The 23398-nt window shown below is 61.3% G+C and carries 19 protein-coding genes and 1 pseudogene; 11 read left to right on the top strand and 9 right to left on the bottom strand.

Annotated elements, in window-relative coordinates; genetic code table 11:
* Nucleotides 1–3: 3 nt before the first annotated feature.
* Genes AC3WQN_RS09345 through AC3WQN_RS09330 form a run of 4 tightly spaced genes read right to left on the bottom strand, consistent with a single transcriptional unit; the run spans nucleotide 4 to nucleotide 2778 of the window.
* Nucleotides 4–531, bottom strand: a complete 528-nt coding sequence (locus AC3WQN_RS09345; RefSeq protein ID WP_103401297.1) for a pilus assembly protein PilP — start codon at nucleotides 529–531, stop codon at nucleotides 4–6.
* Nucleotides 528–1151, bottom strand: coding sequence for a type IV pilus inner membrane component PilO (locus AC3WQN_RS09340; RefSeq protein WP_103401298.1), 624 nt, complete (start codon nucleotides 1149–1151; stop codon nucleotides 528–530). The genes AC3WQN_RS09345 and AC3WQN_RS09340 overlap by 4 nt, the downstream gene beginning before the upstream one ends.
* Nucleotides 1148–1714: a PilN domain-containing protein gene (locus tag AC3WQN_RS09335; protein ID WP_103401299.1), complete on the bottom strand. Its 567-nt coding sequence runs from the start codon at nucleotides 1712–1714 to the stop codon at nucleotides 1148–1150. The genes AC3WQN_RS09340 and AC3WQN_RS09335 overlap by 4 nt, the downstream gene beginning before the upstream one ends.
* Nucleotides 1714–2778 (bottom strand): pilus assembly protein PilM, encoded by a 1065-nt coding sequence (locus tag AC3WQN_RS09330; RefSeq protein ID WP_103401300.1) that lies wholly within the window; start codon nucleotides 2776–2778, stop codon nucleotides 1714–1716. The genes AC3WQN_RS09335 and AC3WQN_RS09330 overlap by 1 nt, the downstream gene beginning before the upstream one ends.
* A gap of 219 nt (nucleotides 2779–2997) precedes the next feature.
* Here AC3WQN_RS09330 and AC3WQN_RS09325 point away from each other — a divergent pair, with 219 nt between their 5' ends.
* Nucleotides 2998–5436, top strand: coding sequence for a penicillin-binding protein 1A (locus tag AC3WQN_RS09325; protein WP_371918524.1), 2439 nt, complete (start codon nucleotides 2998–3000; stop codon nucleotides 5434–5436).
* A gap of 6 nt (nucleotides 5437–5442) precedes the next feature.
* On the opposite strand, the gene AC3WQN_RS09320 is transcribed toward AC3WQN_RS09325, so the two are convergent.
* The 4 genes and pseudogenes from AC3WQN_RS09320 to rpmE all read right to left on the bottom strand — a co-directional run bounded on the left by AC3WQN_RS09320 (nucleotide 5443) and on the right by rpmE (nucleotide 8999).
* Nucleotides 5443–6516 (bottom strand): acyltransferase family protein, encoded by a 1074-nt coding sequence (locus AC3WQN_RS09320; protein ID WP_158248614.1) that lies wholly within the window; start codon nucleotides 6514–6516, stop codon nucleotides 5443–5445.
* 202 nt (nucleotides 6517–6718) lie between these two features.
* A complete protein-coding gene (locus tag AC3WQN_RS09315) occupies nucleotides 6719–7987 on the bottom strand; it encodes a malic enzyme-like NAD(P)-binding protein (RefSeq protein ID WP_103401303.1) in 1269 nt (422 codons plus the stop codon).
* Nucleotides 7988–8168: 181 nt separating this feature from the next.
* Nucleotides 8169–8674 (bottom strand): annotated as a pseudogene (locus AC3WQN_RS09310) (thermonuclease family protein); the annotation flags it as partial.
* Between the two features lie 106 nt (nucleotides 8675–8780).
* The gene (rpmE, locus tag AC3WQN_RS09305; protein WP_095144633.1) at nucleotides 8781–8999 is read right to left on the bottom strand and encodes a 50S ribosomal protein L31; all 219 of its coding nucleotides are present in this window, start codon (nucleotides 8997–8999) and stop codon (nucleotides 8781–8783) included.
* A gap of 321 nt (nucleotides 9000–9320) precedes the next feature.
* Between rpmE and AC3WQN_RS09300 the strand changes: the two genes are divergently transcribed.
* From AC3WQN_RS09300 to AC3WQN_RS09255, 10 genes are all read left to right on the top strand, one after another.
* The gene (locus AC3WQN_RS09300; RefSeq protein WP_103401304.1) at nucleotides 9321–11540 is read left to right on the top strand and encodes a primosomal protein N'; all 2220 of its coding nucleotides are present in this window, start codon (nucleotides 9321–9323) and stop codon (nucleotides 11538–11540) included.
* Between the two features lie 267 nt (nucleotides 11541–11807).
* On the top strand, nucleotides 11808–13544 hold the full coding sequence (argS, locus tag AC3WQN_RS09295) for an arginine--tRNA ligase (protein ID WP_103401305.1): 1737 nt from the start codon (nucleotides 11808–11810) through the stop codon (nucleotides 13542–13544).
* Nucleotide 13545: 1 nt separating this feature from the next.
* Nucleotides 13546–14244 carry an SPOR domain-containing protein gene (locus AC3WQN_RS09290; protein ID WP_103401306.1) on the top strand — a complete coding sequence of 233 codons (699 nt, stop codon included), beginning with the start codon at nucleotides 13546–13548 and terminating at the stop codon, nucleotides 14242–14244.
* 310 nt (nucleotides 14245–14554) lie between these two features.
* A complete protein-coding gene (gene hslV / locus AC3WQN_RS09285) occupies nucleotides 14555–15085 on the top strand; it encodes an ATP-dependent protease subunit HslV (RefSeq protein ID WP_007975582.1) in 531 nt (176 codons plus the stop codon).
* A gap of 54 nt (nucleotides 15086–15139) precedes the next feature.
* A complete protein-coding gene (gene hslU, locus AC3WQN_RS09280) occupies nucleotides 15140–16477 on the top strand; it encodes an ATP-dependent protease ATPase subunit HslU (RefSeq protein WP_103401307.1) in 1338 nt (445 codons plus the stop codon).
* Nucleotides 16478–16695: 218 nt separating this feature from the next.
* Complete coding sequence (locus AC3WQN_RS09275; RefSeq protein ID WP_095078009.1) at nucleotides 16696–17076, top strand: gamma-butyrobetaine hydroxylase family protein; 381 nt, start codon at nucleotides 16696–16698, stop codon at nucleotides 17074–17076.
* Nucleotides 17077–17317: 241 nt separating this feature from the next.
* The gene (gene phaC, locus AC3WQN_RS09270) at nucleotides 17318–18997 is read left to right on the top strand and encodes a class II poly(R)-hydroxyalkanoic acid synthase (RefSeq protein WP_103401308.1); all 1680 of its coding nucleotides are present in this window, start codon (nucleotides 17318–17320) and stop codon (nucleotides 18995–18997) included.
* A gap of 157 nt (nucleotides 18998–19154) precedes the next feature.
* Nucleotides 19155–20012, top strand: coding sequence for a poly(3-hydroxyalkanoate) depolymerase (phaZ, locus tag AC3WQN_RS09265; protein ID WP_103401309.1), 858 nt, complete (start codon nucleotides 19155–19157; stop codon nucleotides 20010–20012).
* 112 nt (nucleotides 20013–20124) lie between these two features.
* Nucleotides 20125–21807 carry a class II poly(R)-hydroxyalkanoic acid synthase gene (gene phaC, locus AC3WQN_RS09260; protein WP_103401310.1) on the top strand — a complete coding sequence of 561 codons (1683 nt, stop codon included), beginning with the start codon at nucleotides 20125–20127 and terminating at the stop codon, nucleotides 21805–21807.
* 62 nt (nucleotides 21808–21869) lie between these two features.
* Entirely contained in the window at nucleotides 21870–22490 is a 621-nt protein-coding gene (locus AC3WQN_RS09255) for a TetR/AcrR family transcriptional regulator (RefSeq protein ID WP_103401311.1), read from the top strand.
* 114 nt (nucleotides 22491–22604) lie between these two features.
* Here AC3WQN_RS09255 and AC3WQN_RS09250 read toward each other — a convergent pair whose 3' ends face one another.
* A complete protein-coding gene (locus AC3WQN_RS09250) occupies nucleotides 22605–23390 on the bottom strand; it encodes a phasin family protein (RefSeq protein ID WP_103401312.1) in 786 nt (261 codons plus the stop codon).
* Nucleotides 23391–23398: the final 8 nt, after the last annotated feature.

Below are 23398 nucleotides of genomic sequence, written 5' to 3'. Positions count from 1 at the left end.
CCACTATGAGTGCACTTTCAGAGGGAGGGTCCGCGGTCGCTCCAGCCAGGCACCCTCGCCATCGGGAACAATTTCGACCACGTCGACCTGATCATTGCCGATCGCCACAATCCGCCCGTCGTTACGCCCCAGGTAGTCGCCCACCTTGAGCCGATGCACACCACCAGCACCGCGCAACAGCGCAAAGGTGCCCGAGGCATTGGCGATCGTGCCGACCATTTCGAACTGCTCGATATTGAAACCTTCCAGGTAGTGCCGGATCCGGGCGGGATCCGGCCGGACAGCGCGCGAACCATGACCACCACCGGCCAGGCCCGGCCTGATCTGCGCGGAAAACGGACTGCGTAGCGAGGCGGCGTTGTACGTGAACGTCGGGTAAGCGTGGAAGACCGGCATGGGCTCAATCTGGCCGGACGGACGCACCAGCACCTCGTTCATATAGGCATCCAGGTCACTGAAATCGCCGTCACCGTCACACCCGGCAAGACCGCCCGCCAGCACGAACGGAAAGAGCCATCGCGGCGCATTCATGGCTGGCGCCCGGTATCGTTGTAGCGGTAGGTCCTGGCCTGGATGCTCATGCGCAGCCTGGCATCGAGACTCGGGCTGGCGGGCTCGATGCTGAAGTCATGCAGGGTGACAATCCGGGGCAGTCCTGCGACTCCGCTGACGAAGGTCGCCAGGTCGTGATAGTCGCCCGTGACGGTGATCTGGATCGGCAGTTCGACGTAGAACGGCCGGGCGACTTCCGGCAGCAGCTTGATCTCTTCGAACGCCAGGCCACTACCCAGGCCGGTTCGGCTAATGTCCTCCAGCAGCCCTGGCACTTCGGTATCGCCGGGTAGTTGCCTGAGCAGCACACCGAACGCGTCTTCCATGGCTTTCATCTGCTCGGTGTAGGGTTCGAGGTTGGCCGCCAGTTGCGCCTTGCTCGAAAACTGCGCCTTCAGGCTCGCCTCCCCGGCACGCGCCTGCTCCAGCAGATCGTCCAGATCGCGAAGCTGAAGGTTGTAGCCCAACACCAGCACCAGAGCCATGACCAATGCACCGACCAGGACCTTGACCGGTGCAGGCCACGACCCGATGTTGTTCAAGTCCAGCTCATTGATATCGACCTTGCGCACCGCGTCAAACCATTGCACCAGGCTCATTCCGCGCCCCCGGTCGTGGCCGGCGCTACCTGGCGAACGGTCAACCGGAACAGACTGGCCTGATCCGTTGCGCCAGGCGTCGCGGTCTTGACCTCGCTCAGGCTCGGCGCACCGAACCAGTCGGAACCCTCGAGATTGCGCATCAGATCCGAGACCCGGTCACTGGCGAGTGCCGCGCCACGAATGGACAGCGTGTCGTCGACCCGCTTCACCTCGGTGAAATACACGCCCGTGGGGAGGGTTCGCACCAGCTGGTCAAAGACTCGCCCACTCACCGGTCGATTACCCTGCAGGCCCTGGATAATCCCCATGCGTTCAACGAGTTGTTCGCGTCGGGCTTTTAGCTCGCCAATCTGCCGGATCCGGTCATCCAGCACGGCAATCTGCCTGCTGACATAGGCGTTACGAGCGATCTGCCGTTCGATGGCGCTATTGATCCAGTGATTGCCCAACAGAATCACGCCAACCGCCACGACCACGACCCCCACCAATAACAGCAGGAAACGCTGGCGACGCTCCTCACGCTGCGCTTCACGCCAGGGCAGTAGATTGATCCGCGTCATCAGTCGAAGCTCCTCAGCGCCAGACCGCACGCAATCATCAGGGCCGGTGCATCAGCCGCCAGCGCAGCGGCATTGACCTTGCGGCCCAAGGTCATGCCGACGAACGGGTTGACCACAAGCGTTGGCGTCTCCAGGCGCTGCTCGACCATGCGACCCAGACCGTCGATCGAAGCCGTGCCACCGGCCAGCACGATATGGTCGATCGCACGGTACTGCCCTGTGGCAAAGAAAAACTGCAAGGAGCGCGACACCTGCTGCACCAGCGTCTCGCAAAAGGGCTGCAGGACTTCTCGAGCGTAGTTTTCCGGCAACCCGCCTTGTCGTTTTGCCAGCATCGCCTGCTCGACAGACACGCCGTATCGTCGCTGTATGTCCTCGGTCAACTGGCGACCGCCGAACAGTTGCTCACGGGTGTAGATCACTCGACCATTGAGCAGCACGTTGAGCGTGGTCATGGTGTCACCGATGTCGACCAGCGCCACGATCGATCGCCCGCGTAAACCCGCCAGCTGTGGCACCAGCAAGCCATAGACCCGCTCCAGCGCAAACGCCTCGATGTCGACCACCTTGGCCGTCAGACCCGCCAAGGCCAGCGCAGCCTCACGCAGTTCGATGCTTTCCTTGCGACAGGCGGCCAGCAGCACCTCTACCCGCTCAGGACTGTGACGAGCGGCACCCTGGACGTCGAAGTCGATGGCGACTTCGTCGAGGGGATAAGGAATATACTGGTCGGCGTCGAGCTTCAATTGACACTCCATCTCATCGACCGACAGCCCGGCATCCAGTTCGATGACTTTGGTGATGACCGCTGATCCGGAAACCGCCACCGCGGCGTTCCTGACATCGCTCCTGGTCCTTTGCAGTAGCCGGGACAGTGCCGCCCCGACAGTGTCGAGTTCAACAATGTTTTTCTCGACCACCGCACCGGCTGGCAGCAGCTCCATCCCACTGGCTTCGACGCAATAGCGCGTGCCAGAGCGGCTCAGCTCCACAAGCCTGAGCGAGGTTGAACTGATGTCGATGCCCAATAGCCTGCGGCGCTTTTTATTGAAGAGTCCTGGCACTACCAATTCCCTATGACTTTCCGTGAGTTACGGACTCTTTATTATTCGTTGCGTTCAATAGCCGAGTCTTGACACTGGGGCCAAATACGCCTGAGGTAGAAAAAGTGCTTATAATGCCCATCGTTTTTTTCCGCTTTTCGCAAGCGCAGGCCGATCCTTGCTAACCCTGAATGCCCTGACGCCTAATTCATTCTTTACCCTGGATATCCAAAAGCCTTGATTCGTCTGCTGAAATTTTTCGGGTGGTCCATCGTCGCCATTTTCTGCGGACTGCTCCTGAGTCTGAGTGGCGCGTTTCTTTACCTTAGCCCGGGCCTTCCCTCGGTGGAGGCGCTTAGAAGCATCCAGTTGCAGATCCCTTTGCGGGTCTACAGCAGCGACGACAAGTTGATCGCAGAATTTGGCGAAATGCGCCGTACGCCGATACGTTTCGCCGACATTCCCCCCAATTTCATTAATGCGTTACTAAGTGCTGAAGACGACAACTTCGCCAATCACTATGGCGTCGACCCCAGCAGCCTGATGCGTGCCGCCACCCAGCTGATCAAAAGCGGACACATCCAGTCCGGCGGCAGCACCATCACCATGCAGGTCGCCAAGAACTTCTTCCTGACCAGCGAACGCAGCTTCTCGCGCAAGACCACGGAGATCCTCCTGGCCCTGCAGATCGAGCGTCAGCTGACCAAGGACGAGATCCTCGAGCTCTATGTGAACAAGATCTACCTGGGCAACCGCGCCTACGGCATCGAGGCGGCGGCACAGGTGTATTACGGCAAGTCGATCCGTGACGTCACCCTGGCGCAGATGGCAATGATTGCCGGCCTGCCCAAGGCCCCGTCGCGCTTCAACCCACTGGCCAACCCGACGCGCAGCAAGGAACGTCGCGACTGGATCCTGGGGCGCATGTACAAGCTCGGTAAAATCACCGAAGCCGACTACACCACGGCGATCAACGAACCGCTGAACGCCAGCTACCATGTGCCGACCCCGGAAGTGAACGCGCCGTACATCGCTGAAATGGCCCGCGCCGAAATGGTCGGGCGCTATGGCAGCGACGCCTACACGGAAGGTTTCCGCGTCACCACCACCGTGCCGAGCAACCTTCAGGAGATGGCCAATACCGCCGTCCATGAAGGCCTGATGACCTACGACCAGCGCCACGGCTATCGCGGCCCTGAATCGCGCCTGCCGGGCAAGACGCTCGACGCCTGGGCTGCCGAGCTGACCAAGCAGCGCACCATCAGCGGCCTGGAGCCGGCCATCGTCACCCAGGTCGACAAGCAAGGCCTGCAGGTACTGACCCGCACCGGCGCCGAGTACGTCAGCTGGGACACCATGAAGTGGGCGCGGCCGTTCCTGAATACCAACAGCATGGGTCCCGTCCCACGCCAGCCTTCGGACGTCGCCCAGGTCGGCGACCTGATCCGCGTACAGCGCCAACCGGATAACAGCCTGAAGTTCAGCCAGGTCCCGGTCGCCCAGGGCGCACTGGTCTCGCTGGATCCGCAAAACGGGGCCATCCGCGCACTGGTCGGTGGCTTCGCCTTCGAACAGAGCAACTACAACCGCGCCATGCAGGCCAAGCGCCAACCGGGCTCGAGCTTCAAGCCCTTCGTCTACAGCGCCGCGCTGGATAACGGCTACACAGCCTCCAGCCTGGTGAACGATGCGCCGATCGTGTTTGTCGATGAGTACCTGGACAAGGTCTGGCGCCCGAAGAACGACACCAACACCTTCCTCGGCCCGATCCGCATGCGTGAAGCGCTGTACAAGTCGCGCAACCTGGTATCGATCCGCCTGCTCCAGGCGCTGGGCGTGGACCGCACCATCGACTACATCAGCAAATTCGGCTTCAACAAGGACGACTTGCCACGCAACCTCTCGCTGGCCTTGGGCACGGCGACGCTGACGCCGATGGAAATCGCGACCGGCTGGAGCACCTTTGCCAACGGCGGCTACAAGATCACTCCGTACATCATCGACAAGATCGAGAGCCGCAATGGCGACACACTGTTCGTCGCCAACCCGCCAAGCGTGCCCCAGGGCGCCATCGCCAGCGACGGCATTGCCGCACCGACCGCCGAAGCCTTCACGGTCAACGTCGCGCCCGGCCAGACCCCGGTCGACCAAGCCGCCGCTCCCGCGCCGGCCGTGGCCGAGCGCATCATCGACGGGCGTACGACCTACATCCTCAACAGCATGCTGCAGGACGTGATCAAGCTTGGCACGGGCCGCCGCGCCCTGGCCCTGGGTCGCACCGACCTCGCCGGCAAGACCGGGACCACCAACGAATCCAAGGACGCCTGGTTCTCGGGCTACAACGCCGACTATGTGACCACCGTCTGGGCCGGATTCGACCAACCGGAGAGCTTGGGCAGGCGGGAGTACGGCGGTACGGTGGCACTGCCCATCTGGATGAACTACATGGGCGCCGCGCTCAAGGACAAGCCGCCCCATACCCAGGCCGAACCTGAAGGCATACTCAGCCTGCGGGTAGACCCGATCAGCGGTCGCGCAGCATCGCCAGGCACACCGGGTGCCTACTTCGAACTGTTCAAGAGCGAAGACACGCCACCGACCGGCAGCGAACTGGGCAACGGCGCCGCACCGGGCAGCCCGCTGCCAGCGGACGAAGTCGCGCCGATCGATTTGTTCTGACCTCGCTCATTCACCCCGCAATTCGCTGCGCTCCACCGGCAACTCCGGTGGCAGCTTCCCAACCCGATGACGGTCGAGGAAGATGACGCGCAGCCGCCTGGTCATTGGCAACTCCACCAGCCGATAGATGCTGATTGCGACCAGATAACACAGGCCGATGGCCAGCACTGCCGTCAGGTAGGCGAGCAGGCCCGACGTATCGAACACGTGGAAAACCTTGTTGAACACCTTCATCACGTAGGGGTGGAACAGATACAGGGAATAGCTGGCGTCGCCGAGCAGCACCATCCCCCAGGGCAGGCGCAGACCTGCCAGACCATGCACCATCGCCAGAAAGCACAAGGTGGCCGGAATCCCCCAATAAATGCTGCGCCCCAGAGTCGTCGCAAAGGCCTCACTGAACGGCATACTGGCAATACAGGTGACACTGATCAGCACCAAAACCACTCGCACCCCGATTGTGGGCCCGGAAGCACGCCAGCCAGCGGTGCGGGCATACAGCGCGTAGCAGCCCATGCCGAAGGCAAATTCCGCAAGAATTTCAGAGCTATAGAAATCCAGAATCACTGAGTCGAACTTCATCCACTGCCCCAGCAGCACCAGGACCATGAGTACGAGCGAGCAGATCAGCAGGCGGTGGCGATGACTGATGGCCATGGACAGAGCAAACAGGACGTAGAAGAGCATCTCGAAGTTCAGGGTCCAGCCGAGGAACAACAGGGGCTGAACGTACTCACCCTTCTGGTAGGGAATGAACAGCAGCGACTTGATAAGGCCGGTCAGATCCGCCGTGGTGTTGTCCAGCAAGCTGGGCAGCAGCAGGGCCACGCCAAATACGCCAAAGGTGCCCAGCCAGTAAAGCGGCACGACCCGGATCACACGCTTGGTGAAAAAGTGTCTTTTCGACTTGGCGGTAACCAGGGCCATGATGAAGCCACTGATCACGAAAAAAATGTCGACGCCCCAGGCACCATTGCGAAACAGTGGGACGTGTTGAACGACCACGGCCGTCGCCGCTATTGCCCGCAGAAACTGGACGCTGTCCAGCTTGTCGACCGAAGCCTCGATGGCGGAAGACATGCAGAACCCCTTTTCAATCTGCTCGAGCAAAGCGAGATTGAGCATGCTGTCATAGAAAAAGAAGCTTCTTCGCACGACTACGCCTCTTGGCAGGCTGAGTAAAGCAGATCGCACCGATCCCGCTACACCACCCATCGCCCGTCAGAATGCAAAAAGCCCCGACTCGCGAGAGCCGGGGCTTGGGGTTTGACGCTACGCAGGCTTAGCCGTTAAACACGTCATCCACGCTTTTGAGCGGGTAGTTCTTCGGATACGGCAGGGTTGCCACGCCGGTCTCGATCGCGGCCTTGGCCACGGCGTCGGAGATTACGGTGATCAGACGGGCATCCATTGGTTTCGGGATGATGTACTCACGACCGAATTCCAGCTTGATGCCACCGTAGGCGTCGCACACTTCCTGAGGTACCGGCAGCTTGGCCAGTTCACGCAGGGCATTGGCCGCGGCCACTTTCATTTCTTCGTTGATGCGCTTGGCGCGAACGTCCAGGGCACCACGGAAGATGAACGGGAAGCCCAGTACGTTGTTCACCTGGTTCGGGTAGTCCGAACGACCGGTCGCCATGATCACGTCGTCACGGGTAGCGTGAGCCAGTTCCGGGGCGATTTCCGGATCCGGGTTCGAGCAGGCGAATACGATCGGGTTGGCCGCCATTGTCTTCAGGCCTTCGGCACTCAGCAGGTTCGGGCCGGACAGGCCGACGAACACGTCAGCACCTTGCAAGGCGTCTGCCAGGGTGCGCTTGTCGGTCGCGTGGGCGAAGACCGCCTTGTACTGGTTCAGGTCGTCACGGCCGGAGTGGATCACACCGGTACGGTCAACCATGTAGATGTTTTCGATGTTGGCGCCCATGCTCACCAGCAATTTCATGCAGGAGATGGCAGCAGCACCAGCACCCAGGCAGACGATCTTGGCGTCTGGCAGGGTTTTGCCCGCGATTTCCAGGGCGTTGATCATGCCGGCAGCGGTCACGATCGCAGTACCGTGCTGGTCATCGTGGAACACCGGAATGTCGCACTGCTCGATCAGGGCACGTTCGATCTCAAAGCACTCAGGCGCCTTGATGTCTTCCAGGTTGATGCCACCGAACGTGATGGAGATGCGTTTTACGGTGTCGATGAAAGCCTGCGGGCTTTCGGAGTCGACTTCGATGTCGAACACGTCGATACCGGCGAAGCGCTTGAACAGTACGCCCTTGCCTTCCATCACTGGCTTGGACGCCAATGGGCCGAGGTTACCCAGGCCGAGAATCGCGGTGCCATCGGAAATGACTGCAACCAGGTTGCCCTTGCCGGTGTACTTGTAGGCCAGTTCAGGATCGCGAGCGATTTCGCGTACTGGCTCGGCTACGCCGGGGCTATAGGCCAGCGACAGGTCACGGGCGGTAGCAGTGGCCTTGGTGAGCTCGACACTCAGCTTCCCTGGACGAGGATTGGCATGATATTCGAGAGCGGCAGTTTTCAGATCAGACATGGGGGCATTCCGCTTTTACTGTTGGACAGACTGGTCGCCGAGGATACGCGCCTCGCAAAGTCCCCACAAGACTGACCAGTCACCCCTGTCAAGCGCCCTACCCTACGACTTTGGGCCAAGAGCCACGGAACACAAGGGCTTAACTGTTCACAATCACCATAAAAAATGTCTACAATTTTTCTCAAGTGGACACCTGCAACATCGTCGGATGGGTCAATGGACGCAACCCGCACGCCTGAGCGAATTGCAAACGCCCTTGTCGCGAACGATCGGGTACCCAGCCACGCGCCTCGATCCGCTTGCCTTTGCGTCGCTCCAGTGGAGGCAGCTCAAATGGATTGAACTGATTGGGTGCAACGCGCAATACAACCAAACCCTGCAACTCGATCCAAACCCCGCCACGATTGCACTGGCCCCTGCTCACACGACCACCGGTCACGGCAAATCCGCAAGCCGTGATCTGCTCCGCTTTCAGCACAGGAGACTGCCACCAAGACCCCAGCCCCGCCTGTCGAGCAACCCGTTCGGCAGCCTGCCGGCAACTGACCAGATCGACACTCGCCGGCACTGCCACCCGATAAGCGAAGCCCTCGGCGAGCATGTACGCCTCACGATTGACCCCCTCGACCTCAAAACGCGGGTCAAGGCACGACCCCAACGGTCTTTGCATTCTGTTCCGGGCAGAAGGCTTGAGCCGCGGACAGCCAAATCGCAGACACAAAAAAGGCGTCCACAAGGGACGCCTTTTTCATCAGTCTGGAGAAGTCGGAACGACCTTCCAAATCGATAGGCCTTAGGCCTTTTTGGCACCGAACATACCGAAACGGTCGGCGAACTTCTGTACACGGCCGCCAGTATCCAGAGTCTTCTGCTTACCGGTGTAGAACGGGTGGCACTCGTTGCATACGTCGATCGCCAGAGGCTTGGCCAGGTTCGAACGAGTTTCGAACTTGTTGCCACAGCTGCAGGTTACTGCGGTGATTTCGTATGTTGGATGGATATCGGCTTTCATGGTGATTCCTCAGGCTAGCGTGCCGCCACTCAACACCATTGTTGAATACCGCACGTAATTAGGCCGCGGATTCTACCAGACCTTTTCATTCGCGCAAGCGGTCCAAAGCGCCCTCCATCAGAAAATATGGTCCGATGCCAGCGGCGTCTTTTAACGCCATTCGGCACTGCTACCTCCATAGAGCCAGAGTCGTCGTAGCGCCTTGCCTGGCATCAGAATCCGCTCGCCAACAGGTGAACGCTTTCCTGATGGAGGACACGATCCCGACCGTCTGCTAGGCTCCGCCCCCTCTTCACCACCCGCCCAATGAGATCATCCCGCGTGCCCGACGCCATACTGCGCCTCGCCCTGCCTTCGCCCCTGCGCCGCCTGTTCGACTACCGCGCGCCGGCCGGCGTTCTGCGCAAGCAGCTGCAGCCAGGCATGCGCTTGCGCGTGCCATTCGGTCGACGGGAGATGATCGGCATTCTGGTGGAAGTCACCAGCCACAGCGATGTACCGGCAGACAAACTCAAGCCGGCACTGGCCCTGCTCGACACCACGCCACCGCTGCCGGCGGCACTGTTCAAGCTGTGCCTGTGGACCTCCCAGTACTACCAGCACAGCCTCGGCGACACCCTGAGCTGGGCACTGCCGGTGCTGTTACGCCAAGGCGAGCTGGCCGAAGCGCGCCAGGAGCGCTTCTGGTCGATCACCCCGGGCGCCAGGCTTGACGATCCGCGCATTGCCCGTGCCCCGCGCCAGCGCGAGGCCCTGGCAACCCTGGCCCAGCACCCTCACGGCGTTGCTCACCAACTGCTGAGCAAGTTGATGTTGAGCAAGGACAGTCTTGACCTGCTGCTGGCCAAGGAACTGATACAGGTGGACATTCGCAAGCACGCGCCCGGCGAGCGCCATGAGCACTGGCTGGCCCAACCCGAGCTGCCGCTGAACCCGGAACAACGCGCCGCCTACGAAGCCATCAGCGCGGGCCTGGACAGTTTCCACGCCTTCCTGTTGGCCGGCGTAACGGGCAGCGGCAAGACCGAAGTCTATTTGCAGCTGATCCGCGAGACCCTCGAGGCCGGCAAGCAAGCGCTGGTGCTGATCCCCGAGATCAACCTCGGGCCGCAAACCCTGGCGCGCTTCGAGCAACGCTTCAATGCGCGCATCGCGCTCGTGCACTCGTCAGTCAACGACCGGGAACGCCTGGAGTCCTGGTTGGCGGCCCGCGATGGCGAGGCCGACATTATTATCGGCACCCGCTCGGCGCTGTTCACGCCGATGAAAAACCCCGGCCTGATCATCATCGACGAAGAGCACGACGGCTCCTATAAACAGCAGGAAGGCTTGCGTTACCACGCCCGTGACCTGGCGCTGGTGCGTGCGCGACAGGAAAACATCCCGATAGTCCTGGGTTCTGCGACCCCCTCCCTGGAAAGCCTGCACAACGCCTACACCGGTCGCTACGGGCTGCTGCGCCTGAACGAACGGGCTGGCGGCGCCAAGCAACCACGCTTCCTGCGCCTGGACGTGAAAAGTCGCCCGCTGGACAGCGGCATCTCCGGCCCCATGCAACAAGCCATCGGCCAGACCCTCGCCGCCGGCCAGCAAGTCCTGGTGTTTCTCAACCGCCGAGGGTTTGCGCCAACCCTGCTCTGTCACGATTGCGGCTGGATGTCCGAATGCCAGCGCTGCGATGCACGCATGACGGTACACCAGCGCCACGGCGAATTACGCTGCCACCACTGCGGCTATGTAGAACGGGCTCCGCGCAATTGCCCGAAATGCGGCACGGTCGATCTGCGGCCGGTGGGCGCCGGCACCGAGCGTGCCGAAGAGCGCCTGGGGATATTATTCCCGGACTACCCGGTGCTACGGGTCGACCGCGACAGCACGTCGCGCAAAGACGCGATGAACCAGTTGTTCGCCACCATCCAGAAAGGTCAGCCATGCATTCTGGTGGGCACGCAGATGCTCGCCAAAGGGCATCACTTCCCCCGGGTGACCCTGGTGTCGATCCTCGATGCCGACGGTGGGTTGTTCTCGGGTGACTTCCGCGCCAGCGAGCGCATGGCCCAATTGATCGTGCAGGTCGCCGGTCGTGCCGGTCGCGCCGAAGAGCCGGGCAAAGTGATCATCCAGACCCACCTGGCAGACCATCCCTTGCTGGTGCAGCTGACCGAGCAAGGTTACTTCGCCTTTGCCGAACAGGCCTTGAGCGAACGCCGCGCCGCCGGACTGCCGCCCTTTGCCCACCTGGCGCTGCTGCGCGCCGAAGCACACAAGCCCGGGCAGGCCGAAGGCTTCCTTGACGAGGCCTGCAGCGAGGCCGAGCGCTTGCTGGCCGAACAGAACCTGAGCGGGATCGAACTGCTCGGCCCGGTGCCGGCCCCCATGGAGCGCCGGGCGGGACGTTATCGCGCACAACTGTTGCTGCAAGCCACGGCGCGGGCACCGCTGCATCGGCTGCTCAGTGCGTGGCTGCTGGTATTGGAGCAGATGCCGAGCGGTCGAGCGGTGCGCTGGTCGCTGGATGTCGACCCGGTCGATTTGTATTGAATCAACGTGGCGAGGGAGCTTGCTCCCGCTCGGGTGCGCAGCAGCCGCAAACATGGAGCCCCTGTTCCGGCAAGAAGAACACGGCAGCCGATTTCAGGAGCGCTTCGCGCCCCAGCGGGAGCAAGCTCCCTCGCCACAAAGTAATCAGCCACCGTAAGTCCGCAATGAACCTACAATGGTTGGCAAGCCCGACTTCGCAACGGATAATGCCCAGTTTTTCCACCCGCGCATTGATGCGCCGCCGCTCTGCGGTTGAAAGAGAAGACCATGAAAGACACCATTCGCCAGTTGATCCAGCAAGCCCTCACCCAACTCGTTACCGACGGTGTGTTGCCTGAAGGCCTGACGCCGGCGATTCAGGTGGAGAACTCCCGTGACAAGACTCACGGCGACTTCGCCAGCAACATCGCCATGATGCTGGCCAAGCCGGCCGGCATGAAACCACGCGACCTGGCGGAAAAAATCATTGCCGCGCTGCCGGTTGACGAAAACGTCAGCAAGGCTGAAATCGCCGGCCCCGGGTTCCTCAACTTCTTCCAGAACACCCAGGCTCTTGCTGCGCGCCTGAATGCAGCCCTGGCCGACGCTCAAGTGGGCGTGCGCAAGGCCGGCCCCGTGCAACGTACCGTGGTCGACCTGTCGGCACCGAACCTGGCCAAGGAGATGCACGTCGGCCACTTGCGCTCGACCATCATCGGCGACGGCGTGGCGCGGGTCCTGGAGTTCCTCGGCGACACCGTGATCCGCCAGAACCACGTTGGCGACTGGGGCACCCAGTTCGGCATGCTGATGGCGTACCTGCAGGAAAACCCGATCACCAGCGACGAACTGTCGGACCTCGAGAACTTCTACCGTGCCGCCAAGCAACGCTTCGACGAATCCGCAGAGTTCGCCGACCGCGCCCGCGGCCTGGTGGTCAAGCTGCAGGCCGGCGATGCGGAATGCCTGGCGCTGTGGACCAAGTTCAAGGACATCTCGCTGTCCCACTGCCAGAAGATCTACGAACAGCTGAATGTCAAACTGACCATGGCTGACGTCATGGGCGAAAGCGCCTACAACGACGACTTGATCAACGTGGTCAACGATCTCAAGGCCAAGGGCATGCTGGTCGAGAGCAACGGCGCCCAGTGCGTGTTCCTCGACGAGTTCAAGAACGCCGACGGCGAGCCGCTGCCGGTGATCATCGTCAAGGCTGACGGCGGCTACCTCTACGCCACCACTGACCTGGCCGCCGTGCGCTACCGTAGCGGCGTGCTCAAGGCCGACCGCGCGCTGTACTTCGTCGACCAGCGCCAGGCTCTGCACTTCCAGCAAGTGTTTGCCGTAGCGCGCATGGCCGGCTTCGTGACCCATCCGATGGAAATGGAACACATGGGCTTCGGCACCATGAACGGCGCCGATGGCCGTCCATTCAAGACCCGTGATGGCGGCACCGTGAAGCTGATCGACCTGCTGAACGAAGCCAAGGAGCGCGCCTACACCCTGGTGAAGGAAAAAAATCCGGAGCTGGCCGAAGCCGACCTGCGCAACATCGCCAAAGTCGTCGGTATTGGCGCGGTGAAATACGCCGACCTGTCCAAGCACCGCACCAGCGACTACAGCTTCAATTTCGACCTGATGCTGAACTTCGAAGGCAACACCGCGCCGTACCTGCTGTACGCCTACACCCGTGTGGCCGGCGTATTCCGCAAGCTCGGCAAGGACTTCAGCGAAGTCGAAGGGCAAATCGTCCTCGAAGCCGCACACGAACAGGAGCTGGCGGCCAAGCTGGCGCAGTTCGCTGAAGTGCTGAACAACGTGGCCGACAAGGGCACGCCGCACATCCTCTGCACTTACCTGTACGACGTTGCCGGCCTGTTCTCCAGCTTCTACGAGAACTGCCCGATCCTCGGCGCCGAAACCCCGGTACAGATGCAGAGCCGCTTGCGCCTTGCCGCGCTGACCGGTCGCACTCTCAAGCAAGGCCTTGAACTCCTGGGCCTGGAAACTCTGGAGCGCATGTAAGTTGGCCGCCAAGAAAAAACCTGCACCCAAGCGTGGCGCCAGCCGTTACCAAGCTCCTGCAAAACAGCCGATCCCGGGCTGGCTATGGATGGCCATCGGCCTGACCGTCGGCGCGTTCATCGTGTTCCTGATGAAGCTGGAGCCGGGCAAGGGCGACGACGTCAAGCGGGTCAAGCAGGAAGAGCAGAAAGCCACGCGGATCGCCGAGGCCAACAAGACCCCGCCGAGCCCGCAGCAGCCGGTGAAGCCGAAGTACGACTTCTACACCCTGCTGCCGGAATCGGAGGTCATCGTACCGCCTGACGCCGTGCCGGAAAAAACCCTGCCGACACCGCAGACCGCCCCGTTGGCGCCTGTGACCCCGGCAGAAGCGGCGAAGATCGACACCGCCCGCGCCCAGGCCGCCCTGAGCGGACTCACCCCGCCGCCAGCGCCGCCCGTGACCAAGGCGGCGCCAGTGACCAAGTTCTTCCTGCAGGCGGGGTCGTTCCGCAAGGAAGCCGACGCCGACAAGGTTCGGGCACAGATCATTCTGCTCGGCCAGGCGGTATCGGTGGAGTCCGGCACGGTGAAGGACGAAACCTGGTACCGGGTCCTGGTCGGCCCGTTCAGCAACCGCGAACAACTGACCACCGCCCAGAAACAACTGGCCGGCAGCGGCTTCAGCAACCTGTTATTGCAACAACGCCAAAGCCGCTGATCCCACTTTACTGGCAGTAGCCATCTGCTTTTGTGGCGAGGGAGCTTGCTCCCGCTGGAGTGCGAAGCGCTCCCAATCCGGGCATTGCGGTATGCCAGACAAACCGCGATGCCCGGATTCACGACTGCTTCGCCCGAGCGCGGACCGGCCGACGGGAGCAAGCGCCCTCGCCACAGGGATTCACTTGTATCCTCTTTCACCCATGACAAACCGCTCGTCCCCCGCCACGTCCTACAGTTGAAAAACGCTCAGCCACCCCCATATGAGTTGGCATAAGGCATTTTCGCCCCGCTGCGTGGAGACTCTTCCCTTGACCACCATCGTTTCAGTTCGCCGCCACGGCAAAGTCGTCATGGGCGGCGACGGCCAGGTTTCTCTGGGCAACACCGTGATGAAAGGCAACGCGAAAAAAGTTCGCCGCCTGTACCACGGCCAGGTCATCGCCGGCTTTGCTGGCGCCACCGCTGACGCCTTTACCCTCTTCGAACGTTTCGAAGGCCAGCTTGAAAAGCACCAGGGCCATCTGGTCCGTGCGGCCGTCGAACTTGCCAAGGAATGGCGTACCGACCGCTCCCTGAGCCGCCTCGAAGCCATGCTCGCCGTCGCCAACAAGGACGCCTCCCTGATCATCACCGGCAACGGCGATGTGGTTGAGCCCGAAGATGGCCTGATCGCCATGGGTTCCGGTGGCGCCTATGCCCAGGCCGCCGCCAGCGCCCTGTTGAAAAAAACCGACCTGTCGGCCCGGGAAATCGTCGAAACCGCCCTCGGCATTGCCGGCGACATCTGTGTATTCACCAACCACACTCAGACCATTGAGGAGCAGGACTGCGCCGAGTAAGCCTGATTCGGCCATGCGCCACGACTCATTCTTGCTTGAGGTCCGCCAACTATTATGTCCATGACTCCCCGTGAAATCGTCCACGAACTCAACCGCCATATCATCGGCCAGGACGATGCCAAGCGCGCCGTCGCCATCGCCCTGCGTAACCGCTGGCGCCGGATGCAGCTGCCTGAAGAGCTGCGCGTAGAAGTCACCCCCAAGAACATCCTGATGATCGGCCCGACCGGTGTCGGCAAGACCGAAATCGCCCGTCGCCTGGCCAAACTGGCCAATGCACCGTTCATCAAGGTCGAAGCGACCAAGTTCACCGAAGTCGGCTACGTCGGCCGTGACGTCGAGTCGATCATCCGAGACCTGGCCGATGCCGCGATCAAGCTGCTGCGCGAGCAGGAGATGATCAAGGTTCGCCATCGCGCCGAAGACGCCGCCGAAGAGCGCATCCTCGACGCGCTGCTGCCGCCGGCACGCATGGGCTTCAACAACGACGAAGCGCCGACCCAGGATTCCAACACCCGCCAGCTGTTCCGCAAGCGCCTGCGTGAAGGCCAGCTGGATGACAAGGAGATCGAAATCGAAGTCGCCGAAGTGTCCGGCGTCGACATCTCCGCGCCTCCGGGCATGGAAGAGATGACCAACCAGCTGCAAAGCCTGTTCGCCAACATGGGCAAGGGCAAGCGCAAGAATCGCAAGCTCAAGGTCAAGGAAGCACTGAAACTGGTCCGCGACGAAGAGGCCAGTCGCCTGGTCAATGACGAAGAGCTCAAGGCCAAGGCACTGGAAGCGGTCGAGCAGCACGGCATCGTGTTCATCGACGAAATCGACAAGGTCGCCAAGCGCGGCAATTCCGGCGGCGTCGACGTCTCCCGCGAAGGCGTACAGCGCGACTTGCTGCCACTGATCGAAGGCTGCACGGTCAACACCAAGCTGGGCATGGTCAAGACCGACCACATCCTGTTCATCGCTTCCGGCGCGTTCCACCTGAGCAAGCCGAGCGACCTGGTGCCTGAATTGCAAGGCCGCCTGCCGATTCGCGTCGAACTCAAGGCCCTGAGCCCGGAAGATTTCGAGCGCATTCTCAGCGAGCCCCATGCGTCCCTGACCGAACAGTACTGCGCCCTGCTGAAAACCGAAGGCCTGGGGATCGAATTCCTGCCGGACGGTATCAAGCGCTTGGCGGAGATTGCCTGGCAGGTCAATGAGAAAACCGAGAACATCGGTGCCCGTCGCCTGCACACCCTGCTCGAGCGCCTGCTCGAAGAGGTGTCGTTCAGTGCCGGTGACCTGGCCAGCTCCCACAGCGACCAGCCGATCCGCATCGACGCCGACTACGTCAACAACCACCTGGGCGAATTGGCGCAGAACGAAGACCTGTCTCGTTATATCCTGTAGGTCACATTCTGTGTGAGCGGGCTTCTGTGGCGAGGGAGCTTGCTCCCGCTGGATCGCGAAGCGATCCCGAAATCGGCGAACCGGGTCTATCAGAAACACCCGGTTCGGCGCATTTACGACGGCTGCGCCCGAGCGCGGACCGGCCAGCGGGAGCAAGCTCCCTCGCCACACGATCACCCGCCGACACAGGGCCTCCATAAAGACGGACGACCGGCCCCATGACGACCCAACTCCCCACCGCCATCAACCTGCACAAAGCCTCGAAAACCCTGACGCTCAAATATGCGTCCGGCGAGGAATATCACCTGAGCGCGGAATTCCTTCGCGTGCACTCCCCCTCCGCCGAGGTCCAGGGCCACGGCAAACCTGTCCTGCAGTTTGGCAAGATCAACGTCGGCCTGAGCAAGGTAGAACCGGCCGGTCAGTACGCACTGAAATTGACCTTCGATGACGGCCATGACAGCGGCCTGTTCACCTGGGAATATCTCTACGAGCTGGCGCGACGTTATGACGCACTCTGGGACGACTATCTTGCCGAGCTCAAAGCCGCCGGAAAATCCCGCGACCCCAGCGAGTCTGTCGTCAAGCTGATGCTCTAGCTCAAGGCTCTCGCACTTTAGAGCGCATTTTCTAATTTCATCTGTTTGAATGCGTCGGCCAAAGGCCAATGACGGGCCTGCTTGCGAAAAAAATTAAACTCCGGTAACCAATGGATCTGGCAAGTTCCGTGCATTTGTAGCGGTGTGCAATTAACGGTCACCTGAGAGTAGTGCCTGGCATTTGCTGTGTGACTACACAGCTAGACTCAGGAACTCATATCAGGACAATGGAGCGTCGTAGATGAGTAACAAGAATAACGATGACCTGAAAACCCAAGCCTCGGAAAATACCCTGGGGCTCAACCCGGTCATCGGCTTGCGTCGAAAGGATCTGCTTACCTCTGCCCGCATGGTGCTGACCCAGGCCATCAAACAACCCATCCACAGTGTCAAGCATGTTGCCCATTTCGGCATCGAGCTCAAGAACGTCATGTTCGGCAAGTCCGAACTACAACCGGCAGGCGATGACCGTCGCTTCAACGATCCGGCCTGGAGCCAGAACCCGCTGTACAAACGCTACCTGCAAACCTACCTGGCGTGGCGCAAGGAACTCCACGACTGGATAGACGAGAGCAACCTCTCCGATCAGGACATCAGCCGCGGGCACTTCGTGATCAACCTGATGACCGAAGCCATGGCCCCGACCAACAGCGCGGCCAACCCCGCGGCGGTCAAACGCTTCTTCGAGACCGGCGGCAAGAGCCTGCTCGACGGCCTCTCCCACCTGGCCAAGGACCTGGTCCACAACGGCGGCATGCCGAGCCAGGTCAACATGGGCGCCTTCGAAGTCGGCAAGAGCCTGGGCACCAGCGAGGGTGCCGTGGTTTTCCGCAACGACGTGCTGGAGCTGATCCAGTACCGCCCCACCACCGAGCAAGTGTACGAGCGCCCGCTGCTGGTAGTACCGCCACAGATCAACAAATTCTACGTGTTCGATCTGAGCCCGGAAAAAAGCCTGGCGCGCCACTGCTTGCGCAGCAACCTGCAGACCTTCATCGTCAGCTGGCGCAACCCGACCAAGGAACAGCGCGAGTGGGGGCTGTCGACCTACATCGAGGCGCTCAAGGAAGCGATCGACGTCATCACGGCCATCACCGGCAGCAAGGACGTGAACATTCTCGGCGCCTGCTCCGGCGGCATCACCTGCACCGCACTGCTGGGGCACTACGCCGCGATCGGCGAGAAGAAGGTCAACTCCCTCACCCTGCTGGTCAGCGTGCTCGACACCACCCTTGATTCCCAGGTTGCGCTGTTCGTCGACGAACAGACCCTGGAAAGCGCCAAGCGTCACTCCTACCAGGCCGGCGTGCTGGAAGGTCGCGACATGGCGAAAGTCTTCGCCTGGATGCGCCCCAACGACCTGATCTGGAACTACTGGGTCAACAACTACCTGCTGGGCAACGAGCCGCCGGTGTTCGACATCCTGTTCTGGAACAACGACACCACCCGGTTGCCCGCGGCGTTCCACGGCGACCTGATCGAAATGTTCAAAAGCAACCCATTGACCCGTGCCGATGCACTGGAAGTGTGCGGCACGCCCATCGACCTCAAGCAGGTCACGGCCGACGTCTATGCCCTGGCAGGCACCAGCGACCACATCACCCCGTGGAAGTCCTGCTACAAGTCGGCGCAGCTGTTCGGTGGCAAGGTCGAATTCGTGCTGTCGAGCAGCGGGCACATCCAGAGCATTCTGAACCCTCCGGGCAACCCGAAATCGCGCTATATGACCAGCACCGAGATGGCGGCGACGGCGGATGAATGGCAAGAAAACTCGACCAAGCACACCGACTCCTGGTGGCTGCACTGGCAGGCCTGGCAGGCCGAGCGCTCGGGCAAACTGAAAAAGGCCCCGACCGCGCTTGGCAACAAGACCTACACCGCAGGTGAGGCCGCACCGGGGACCTATGTGCATGAACGCTAACTGATACCTCCCTCCCCCTGTGGGAGCGGGCTTGCCCGCGAAGACGGCGGCACATTCAACAACGATGTGTCAGTCGGTTCGCCGGCGCGAGCAGCTCGCTCCCAGAGGGGATGAGGGAGAACATAGAGCCAGCGATACAACCCACAGGGCTTGAAGCATGCCGCAACCGTTCATATTCCGTACCGTCGATCTGGATGGCCAAACCATCCGCACCGCGGTACGTCCCGGCAAGCCTCACTTGACGCCCTTGCTGATCTTCAATGGCATTGGCGCCAACCTGGAGCTGGTATTTCCGTTCATCCATGCACTGGATCCGGACCTGGAGGTGATCGCCTTCGACGTGCCAGGTGTGGGCGGATCATCGACACCCCGCCGCCCCTATCGATTTCCCGGCCTGGCCAAACTAACCGCACGGATGCTCGATTACCTCGATTACGGCCAGGTCAATGTGGTCGGTGTGTCATGGGGGGGCGCCCTCGCCCAGCAGTTCGCCCACGACTATCCCGAGCGCTGCAAGAAGCTGGTGTTGGCGGCGACGGCGGCCGGTGCCGTGATGGTGCCGGGCAAGCCGAAAGTGCTGTGGATGATGGCCAGCCCCCGACGCTACATTCAACCGTCCCACGTAATCCGTATCGCGCCACTGATCTACGGTGGCGCGTTCCGCCGCGATCCGAACCTGGCCGCGGAGCACGCCAGCAAAGTGCGTTCGGCGGGCAAGCTGGGGTACTACTGGCAGCTTTTCGCCGGCCTGGGATGGACCAGCATTCACTGGCTGCACAAGATTCATCAGCCGACCCTGGTACTGGCCGGTGACGACGATCCGCTGATACCGCTGATCAATATGCGCGTGCTCGCCTGGCGTATTCCCAACGCCCAGCTACACATAATCGACGACGGTCATTTATTCCTGATCACCCGGGCCGAAGCCGTCGCCCCGATCATCATGAAATTTCTCCAGGAAGAACGCCAACGGGCGGTCATGCATCCGCACCCGACGCCCCATGGCAGCACTTGACTGACGGCGTACACCGACAAGGCAGTCGGGAGCCGCAGGGAGGTTCGCAGCCAAGCGTATGCGCTGCGAGCGTGATGTACTTGTTGAAGGCTTGACGAAGGAGTGTTGACTCATGCGAGACAAACCAGCGCCGGGCACCTTGCCCACAGCCGCTGCATTCATCAATGCTCAGAATGCGATCACCGGTCTGCGCGGCCGGGATCTGTTCTCGACACTGCGTAGCGTTGCCGCCCACGGCTTGCGCCATCCGGTGCACAGCGCCAGGCACGCGCTGGCCCTGGGCGGTCAATTGGGCCGAGTGTTGCTGGGCGAGACCCTGCATCACCCCAACCCTGCGGACAATCGCTTCGCCGACCCAAGCTGGAGCCTGAACCCCTTTTACCGGCGCAGTCTCCAGGCCTACCTGAGCTGGCAGAAACAGGTCAAAAGCTGGATCGATGAAAGCGGCATGTCTGACGATGATCGCGCCCGTGCACACTTCGTCTTTACCTTGCTCAACGACGCGGTATCGCCCTCCAACACCCTGCTCAATCCCCTGGCGATCAAGGAGCTGTTCAACTCCGGCGGTCACAGCGTGGTCCGTGGCCTGACCCATCTGTTCGATGACCTGATGCACAACAACGGCCTGCCCAGCCAGGTCGCCAAGCACGCGTTCGAGGTCGGCAAAACGGTTGCCACCACCTCCGGCTCCGTGGTGTTTCGCAATGAGCTGCTGGAGCTGATGCAGTACAAGCCCATGAGCGAAAAACAGTACGCCAAACCCCTGCTGGTGGTGCCTCCGCAGATCAACAAGTACTACATTTTCGACCTGAGCCCGAACAACAGCTTTGTGCAGTTCGCCCTGAAAAACGGCCTGCAGGTGTTCATGATCAGCTGGCGCAACCCGGACGTGCGCCACCGTGAATGGGGCCTGTCCAGTTACGTCGAAGCCGTGGAAGAAGCCATGAACGCCTGCCGGGCAATCACCGGCAGCCGCGAGGTCAACCTGATGGGTGCCTGCGCGGGCGGGCTGACCATTGCCGCGCTGCAAGGGCATCTGCAAGCCAAGCGGCAGCTACGGCGGATCTCCAGCGCCACCTATCTGGTGAGCCTGCTGGACAGCGAGCTGGAAAGCCCGGCCGCCCTGTTTGCCGACGAGCAGACCCTCGAAGCGGCCAAGCGTCACTCCTACCAGAAAGGCGTGCTCGAAGGTCGCGACATGGCCAAGGTCTTTGCCTGGATGCGCCCCAACGACCTGATCTGGAACTACTGGGTCAACAACTACCTGCTGGGCAAAGAACCGCCCGCGTTCGACATCCTCTACTGGAACAACGACAACACGCGCCTGCCAGCGGCCTTCCACGGCGACCTGCTGGACTTCTTCAAGCACAACCCGCTGACCCATCCCGGCGGCCTGGAAGTCTGCGGCACGCCAATCGACCTGCAAAAAGTCACCGTCGACAGCTTCAGCGTTGCCGGTATGAACGACCACATCACCCCGTGGGACGCCGTCTACCGTTCAACCCTGCTGCTGGGCGGCAACCGGCGTTTCGTCCTGTCCAACAGCGGTCATGTGCAGAGCATTCTCAACCCGCCGAGCAACCCCAAGGCCAACTATGTCGAAAGTCCAAAACTGACCAGCGACCCACGGGCCTGGTATTACGACGCCAAACATTTCGATGGCAGTTGGTGGACCCAATGGCTTGGCTGGATACAGGAGCGGTCCGGCACGCAACGCGAAACCCTGACGGCGCTGGGCAATCAGCATTACCCACCGATGGAGGCAGCGCCAGGCACCTACGTGCGCGTGCGCTGATCTGTCTTTGTGCCATGGCCGGCCTGCTGGCCGTGGCTCGACTCGATCACTAAGAAGACTGGATGAAAACCCGCGACCGGATTCTCGAATGTGCCCTGTTGTTGTTCAACCAGAAGGGCGAACCGAATGTCTCCACCATGGAAGTTGCCAATGAAATGGGGATCAGCCCAGGCAACCTCTACTACCACTTTCACGGCAAGGAGCCGCTGATCCTGGGCCTGTTCGAACGCTTCCAGAGCGAACTGACACCACTGCTCGACCCGCCGTCGGATGTCCGGCTGACAGCAGAAGACTACTGGCTGTTCCTGCACCTGATCATCGAGCGGCTGGCCCACTACCGCTTCCTGTTCCAGGACCTGTCGAACCTGGCCGGACGCCTGCCGAAACTGGCCAAGGGCATCCGCAACCTGCTCAACGCCCTCAAACGGACACTGGCCTCGTTACTGGCGCGACTCAAGGCAGAAGGGCATCTGGTCAGCGACACCCAGGCCCTGGGGCAACTGGTGGAACAGATCACCATGACCTTGCTGTTCTCACTGGACTATCAGCGAATTCTCGACCGCGAAGGAGAGGTACGGGTGGTGGTCTACCAGATCATGATGCTGGTGGCCCCGCACCTGCTGCCACCGGCAAAAATCGCCACCGAGCGCCTGGCGCTGCAATACCTGGAAGAGCACGAGTAGGTCCGGCCCGGAAACGATCCGTCACCCTGCGCCAGCACCCGTGAAAAGCGCTGAGTCCGCAAACAAAAACGCCCGGCCTTCGCAGGCCGGGCGTTTTTGCATGTCCCGTATGAATCAGGACTGACTGGTTGGCGCCGATGGTACTGGCGTTACAGTCGGGGCCGCAGCTGGCGCGGGTGCCGAGACGGAGTTCGCCGGGCTTACCGCAGCGGCAGGCGTTGCCGGTTTGGCAGCGGCCATTGCTGGTTTCGGCGCGGCAGCTTTCGGGGCTGCTGGCTTCTTGGCCACTGGTTTCTTCGCTGCGGCTGGCTTGGCCGCTGCGGTTTTCGCAGCAGGCTTGGCGGCAACCGGTTTAGCTGCGGGCTTGGCCGCTGCCGGTTTGGCGGCTGCGGTTTTCGCTGCTGGCTTGGCGGCAGGTTTTGCAGCAGCCTTGGCCAGCGGCTTGGCTGCGGTTTTTGCCGCAGGCTTGCCCGCAACAGGTGCAACCTTGGCGCCGGTGAGTTTTTCGATTTGCTTGGTCAGGGTATCGACCTTGCTATGCAGCGCCTTGACTTCGTTGCGGCTTGGCACGCCAAGACGGGAAATGGCACTGTTCAGACGCTTGTCGAAAGCCCCTTCCAGTTCGTCCCACTTGCCCAGTGCGCGATCTTTAACGCCACTGATGCGCGACTTGGCCGATGTAGCGGATTCTTTGGCAGCGTCAACTTTTTTGCCGACGGCGCTCTTGGTGAGCTTCTCGGCTTTCTCGCCATCCTTAACCAATGTATCGAAGAGTTTGCTGCCGTCAGTGTCGATCTTCGAGTACACGCCTAAACCGGCAAGCCAGATCTTGCGGGAGTAGTCTTCGACCTTCCCGATCCACGAGCTGCCTTCTTTCTCGGTGTTCTTTTTACCAGCCATCCCGTTCT

This window comes from Pseudomonas sp. FW300-N1A1, from assembly GCF_058789115.1.
Note: the sequence above shows the minus strand (reverse complement) of the source record. Positions and strands in the feature narration are given on the sequence as shown.